Raw genomic sequence first — 5,999 nt, 5'->3', positions numbered from 1 at the left:
ACATTTCTTAAAATGATGAACCAATAATGCACACTCTACAAAATAGAATTGATATCTATTAAATATAATAATCAGGATTTCCTTCCATTTTTATTAAAAATTCTTCTAAAGAATCCGCTATTTTCGTTGAACCATAATATATAGGACATTGACCTAATTCATTTTCCTGCTTAAATTTAATTGTTAAAAAGCTAATCTCTGATACTTCAAAAAACACTAATGATTCATCATCATCTACATCATCTAGGTTGGGATTATATTCATAAATATCTTGTCTTAAACGAAAATCTACAATAGAAAATGGGTCCATGAATCTGTTAATAAGAGTCTTATTAGTCTTTAAAAATCCATAGCCAATTCCCTCATAAAAAAGCTTTAGTTCTTTTGGAAACTGCATTTTCAACAAACCTTCTGCTTCTGCTATCTCTTCTTTTGGTAAAGGATAAAAAATAGATTTTTGTTTAGAACGGGCACTTCTGTCTACTACAACATATTCTTTCAAAAAATTAAACATATTTTTTACTCTCCCCTATTAAAGAAGGGTTATTTTTAACGCTTCCTCAAGCATTGTATTAAAATCATTATATGTGTTCATTACCGTACCTGATGGTTTATCAAGTTCTAGATAAGTACCGTCTGATAAGTTTTTACAGAACCATGCTATATTTGAATCTCCAAGGAAAAGATACTCTTTTTGAAATTCATTTTCATACCAAATCTCATTGGTTTCTATAAGCCCGCAAATTGATTCGTCCCTTTCTGTATCTAACAAATAAGAGTCAACTCCATAAAGTACTAGCCCGTTAAAATCTAATCCATTTACAGTTTTAAGAAACTCCTCACATTCAATCGGTAGGTCAACATTGAAACTCTTTTTCATGCGTTCTCTTAATTTCTTAACTTCACTATCTGTTGCTGGTGTATTCAGTTTATCATTAAAACTTTTCTCTATTTTTTCAATTTCTAAAATCAGATTTTTCCACATATAAATTTCACCATTGCTTCAGCTTGAATCAGTTCAAAAATTTCTTTTTCATTTCCCTCATAATTGTTTAACATTCTTAGAATTTCTAAAACCTTTGCATCCATGTCACTAACTCCTATCAATTATTTTAGGACTTTCTTTTACATGTTTGCTTCTGCAATCCTATACCTCTATAAATTCAAAACCTTTTAAATCACTTTCTAACACTGTATTTCTAAATTCATCTGATACAAAAACGGAAGGAATATGTAATATTTCATTTAAGTAAACTTTAAATATTGTTTGGTTCTTAACCATATTAGGTAAGAATGCGTATTTTTTGAAATCTATTACTAAGCCAGAACGTAGTTTCTTTAGTATAGCTTTCTCATAGTCAATAGCATCTATTACATTTAAAACGTTAATTATATAATACACTTCTCCTGTCACATCATGAATTAGGGGAAAAAATTCTACATTATCACCAAGTATAGACTCTAAGAATTTTTTAGCTTTCCCACTAACCATCGGTGTACCAACTTCTCCTCAAAAATGAGGCAAATCACTTTGATTTCCTTCTTCTACACATTTAATACGTATTTCTCCCCATGAATCAGATGCTTTTACTGCCGAGTCAATTTTTCCTTTAAAATACTTTTTAGAATCTTCTTCTAAATTCAATAGTTGAAAGGATTCATAGTCATCAAATGAACTCTTTAATTCCCAAATTTTCATTTTTACTCTCCTTTGTTATAGAACGACTGGTTGCACTTTGAATCCTATCAGAGGCTGATCCCATTTTCGTAGCAATTTTCGTTGCTGTTTGTAAATTACTTCGAAATTGTCTCATTCTTTCAAAAAGTTAAACATAATTTTTACTACCTCCTTACTAAAGAAGAGTTGGTTTCAATGCTTCCTCAAGCATTGTATTGAAATCATTATATGTTTCCATCACTGTACCAGATGGTTTATCAAGTTCTAAGTAAGTACCTTCGGATATGTTTTTACAAAACCATGCTATATCTGAATCTCCAAGGAAAAGGTACTCTTGTTGCCACTCATTCTCATACCAAATCTTATTATTTTCTAAAAGTCCATAAACTGTTTCATCTCTTTCTGTTTCTAGTAAAGAAGGGTCAACTCCATAAATTATCAGACCATCAAATTCGAAGCCATTTACAGTTCTAAGAAATTCCTCATACTCATTAGGTAAATCAATATTAAAGCTTTCTTTAACACGTTCTCTTAATCTTTGAACTTCAGTATCTTTTGCTGGTTTATTCAGTTTGAGGTTAAAACTTTTCATTGTTTTTTCAACTTCTAAAAGCGTATCTTTCCACATATAAAAACCTTCTTTCTCAATTTATTCCCCTTTAGGATAAATATTATATTTTGGTATAGGCCAATCTATATCAATACTATCTCCATGAGTTAAGTCTTTAGTTAGTGTTTTTTGTGTATTAGTAATAGCCTTATGATATGGATGATTTTGTATTAAAGTTAAATTTTCAAAGTCATTTGTCCCCCCATCATCTAAGGGGAGGTTATGATGTACTTGCCACCCTGATGGATTTTTTCCTTTTTTCATATTTTCTATTTCAAAATCTGGTATACCCGCATTCTTAAGTTCAAGAATCTTCTCAGGATTAGTTGCCAAACTGTAAAGGAATTCCTTTTTTACAGTATTTTGAAAAACCTTTCTAAGTTTTGCAGCTTCTTCTCGAGTTCTCTTAGAGTAAGTAATTTCATCAACTTTAACATCTTTAAGAATTACATCTTCTCCATATAATTTACCAACAAAAATGTCACCATCCGTAGTCCTCTTAGTATATTGATAAGGTGATAGCTTATCCTTAGCTGTTTGATAAGTATCAATAAAGCTAGATTTTAAAGAACTTCCCCCAATACCAGCATAAGCAAAACGGTTTCCGATGTTTAAATTAAAATTATTTAATACGTTTATTGCATTTCTATATGTAGCAGAATTAGTTACTCTGGACATACCTTTTGTTAGATTTGCAGTAGTTGCTACCTTCGATACTTTACTTAATCCTTTATCACCAATAAGTCCTAATCCAACTTGTGTTAAAGCATAACTTCCCCATTTAGCACGACTTTCAGCATCTCCATTTATTACATCATTAATAAATGAATCTGACAATGCATTATACATGGTACTAAGGGTATCAATAGGGTGCAAAGCAGCGTTCCCCATGTTTTCCCACGTTTCCCAATCTCCTAAAGCTTTTATTCCGTCTATTGTATCGCTAACTGCTTGTCCCGTACCATCTACAATGCCGTCCCAAATTTTTTCACCAGTAGATTTTTCAGGTAGCTTACCACACATTTCACCTTCTTCAATTGAATTGGCAGCTTGTCGTGCCCTCTCTTCTGTAATTGCTTGAATTGAAGTTGTCCATTCCATATACAACCCTTGTGTACTAAATGTACCACTTGCAGGACTAAAACCTTTTCCACTTTGTACCTCTGCTAAACCTTGTGCGATACTAGCAGCTAGTTGGAGTGCTGTATCATAATTACTACTAGAAGTATAATTAAATTCATATAGATGTTCTAATTTTTCTTGCAGTTTTTGCCTCATAACAATAAAAAGATTTACCATGGCATCCATACCCGGCATTGGCATAGCTTGACTGATGGCTTCCATACTTGCTTTCATTCGGTCAATTTCTCGAATTTGTTCTAATATTTCTTGTTCAATTACATCTGTGGAAGCGACTTGTGATTGAAAGTCACTTGGAAAAGCATCGTTCTGACGAATTAACTCTTCACACAGATAAATGATTCCTTGTGCTAAACGACGAAAGGTTTGTACAAAAAATGCTTTTGCACTACTATATGTTTGCCCTTGTAACACAGTATCAGTTGCAAAAGCGTCAATCGACTGAATGGCTTGTTCCATACCTTGAATGGTGGCCGTACATACAGCATTCATACTTTGAGTTTGGTTTTGTACTTCTCCCAAATACATATTTAAACTCATGAATTAGCCTCCTTTACTAATTGTTGTTGCTGATATGAAAGGTCATTTTCTAGGTCACTAAGATCTCGTTTCTCTTTAAACAATGTTTCTTTTTGGCTTTCCAATTCAAATGTAAGTTTTCGTTCTATGTATTGTGCTTCTTGACGCATATCCATAAAAAACAATGACATTTCTCTATCTTTATGCCAAGTTTCTAAAATTCGATTAAATAAACGATTACTTCTATTTTTCCATTCATAAAAATTTCGTTCCACATGTTCCTGAGTTTGAATTGCAAATTGATTTCGATCCTGTTCTTCGAATACACTTTGTAGTTTTTGATTCAATTGATTAATTTGTTTTTCAGTATCTTGACTCATCTTTTCCCCCTACCCTTTTACTTTTATCAGATGGTCACATTAGCGAAAGGTATTATGAAGTTCATTATCCATTCTCTCAAACTCGTTAGATACCGAATGAATATTATCAACCGCTTGTTGAAAGGCGGCGGAAAATTGTTTCGCCAAGTCTAAAACTTGCTGATTCGCTTCTTGTGATTTGAAGTTAACAGACAACGTTGTACGCGTCGCCTTTGTTATAGAACGACTGGTTGCACTTTGAATCCTATCAGAGGCTGATCCCATCTTCGTAGCAATTTGCGTTGCTGTTTGTAAATTACTTTGAAATTGTCCCATTCTTTCAAATCCTTTCTATAAATTTTCCAAATGCATTAAAGAAATCTCATTATATATATCCCTATCAATATCACTCGCTCTAGGCATGCAATCAAATGAGCCATACAATATAAGCTGTATGGCTCATTTGAAATGCTTGTTATATAGGGTAAAACAATTTTTATTTCAAACCGAAATTACGTGATAATTCTTCATCATGAGAAGCAACAGCCTCTGCAGTTTTATTCAGCTGCATATTAATTTCTTGTAATAGCTGTGCAAAGTTTTGTACTTTTGGCTTTAATTCATTGAACTGTTGATCAAAACCTTCGAAAGCACGACCTTCCCATTCTCCTCTTAATTCATTTTGTAAGTTTTGTAGTTGACTTAAAATATCCTCAATTTGATTTGCACCTTGTCCATATCGAGCAGCTTTCGATTTAAGCTCCTCTGGTGACATGCGAATTTGTCCAGCCATTTTCATTTCCCCTTTCATACATAATGAGCAACATATAAATTGGTTATTTTTACTAAATAAAATTCATAATATTTTATTATGAATTTTTAAACATTTTATCTTTCTATTGAATATTAGAATATTAATATTCTATTTTTTTTGCTTTACAAAATTTTATGCAAAAAAAGAGGAGCCATCTCCTCTTCATAAATAATCACTATTTAATTTGTTCCTTATACTCACGGTTAACAACTACATACCATTTTCCTGTATCAAATTTTTCCTTATTAATCACGTAAACTTTACTTTCTCTCATTACCTCCCCTGGTTTTAATCCCTTAGTAATACTAGAGGTCTCGCCTTTTTCAACCGCATAACTACTAGCTGCCAACACATCACTTTGGTAAGCATTATCATTTTCATCCACTAAATCCACTGATGGTAAAACGGCTAATTTCATCGGTTCGTTTGTGATATTTTTCCCTTCTGCTTCTACAACAATAAAGACATGTCCACCTTCAGGTTTTTGGAATCCTATACTCTCTTTACCAACCTTATCTCTTTCTACAACTCTTTTTACAGTTACATCAAATTTAGGTGTATGAAAATCCTTGTTTACAGCATACTCTTTTTCTTTTATTTTTGATTTCTCTTTTGCTTGTTCTGTATTTTTCTGCTTTGTATTCTCTTTCGTTTGCGTCTCATCAGTCGTTTGCACTTTCTTTTCTTCTTGTTTAGAATTGGTTTCTTTAGATTCTGAAGAAGTTTTGTCGGATGTATTGCCACAACCAGATAAATTGAATACTAAAGCGCCACCTAAAATACATGTAGTAAATTTTTTCAACATCTCTTTTTATCCCCCAATAACACGATATATAAATTCCTTACTTATCATAGCAAAAAATATGATCTTAAATTGTT

The 5,999-nt window shown here is 32.2% G+C and carries 8 protein-coding genes and 2 pseudogenes; all 10 read right to left on the bottom strand.

What is annotated here, in order from left to right; translation table 11 throughout:
- Window positions 1-58: 58 nt before the first annotated feature.
- On the bottom strand, window positions 59-514 hold the full coding sequence (locus tag ACQGS6_RS21545) for an SMI1/KNR4 family protein (protein ID WP_426965568.1): 456 nt from the start codon (window positions 512-514) through the stop codon (window positions 59-61).
- 18 nt (window positions 515-532) lie between these two features.
- Window positions 533-985, bottom strand: coding sequence for a YrhA family protein (locus ACQGS6_RS21540; RefSeq protein ID WP_000265784.1), 453 nt, complete (start codon window positions 983-985; stop codon window positions 533-535).
- A gap of 162 nt (window positions 986-1,147) precedes the next feature.
- Window positions 1,148-1,699: pseudogene (locus ACQGS6_RS21535) on the bottom strand (imm11 family protein).
- Window position 1,700: 1 nt separating this feature from the next.
- Window positions 1,701-1,814 (bottom strand): annotated as a pseudogene (locus tag ACQGS6_RS21530) (TIGR04197 family type VII secretion effector); the annotation flags it as partial.
- A gap of 39 nt (window positions 1,815-1,853) precedes the next feature.
- Complete coding sequence (locus ACQGS6_RS21525) at window positions 1,854-2,306, bottom strand: YrhA family protein (protein WP_000265347.1); 453 nt, start codon at window positions 2,304-2,306, stop codon at window positions 1,854-1,856.
- A gap of 21 nt (window positions 2,307-2,327) precedes the next feature.
- On the bottom strand, window positions 2,328-3,968 hold the full coding sequence (locus ACQGS6_RS21520) for a T7SS effector LXG polymorphic toxin (RefSeq protein ID WP_426965567.1): 1,641 nt from the start codon (window positions 3,966-3,968) through the stop codon (window positions 2,328-2,330).
- Window positions 3,965-4,327: a DUF3958 family protein gene (locus ACQGS6_RS21515; RefSeq protein WP_000076386.1), complete on the bottom strand. Its 363-nt coding sequence runs from the start codon at window positions 4,325-4,327 to the stop codon at window positions 3,965-3,967. The genes ACQGS6_RS21520 and ACQGS6_RS21515 overlap by 4 nt, the downstream gene beginning before the upstream one ends.
- 39 nt (window positions 4,328-4,366) lie before the next feature.
- Entirely contained in the window at window positions 4,367-4,642 is a 276-nt protein-coding gene (locus tag ACQGS6_RS21510) for a TIGR04197 family type VII secretion effector (RefSeq protein ID WP_000529669.1), read from the bottom strand.
- A 160-nt stretch (window positions 4,643-4,802) separates the two neighbouring features.
- The gene (locus ACQGS6_RS21505; RefSeq protein ID WP_000918588.1) at window positions 4,803-5,099 is read right to left on the bottom strand and encodes a WXG100 family type VII secretion target; all 297 of its coding nucleotides are present in this window, start codon (window positions 5,097-5,099) and stop codon (window positions 4,803-4,805) included.
- Window positions 5,100-5,295: 196 nt separating this feature from the next.
- A complete protein-coding gene (locus ACQGS6_RS21500) occupies window positions 5,296-5,925 on the bottom strand; it encodes a hypothetical protein (protein ID WP_426965565.1) in 630 nt (209 codons plus the stop codon).
- Window positions 5,926-5,999 lie beyond the last annotated feature (74 nt).

Origin of the sequence: Bacillus sp. GMs2/2 (assembly GCF_050172095.1) — a bacterium.
Classification (GTDB): Bacteria; Bacillota; Bacilli; order Bacillales; family Bacillaceae_G; genus Bacillus_A; species Bacillus_A cereus.
This window is presented reverse-complemented; position numbering and strand designations above follow the sequence as displayed.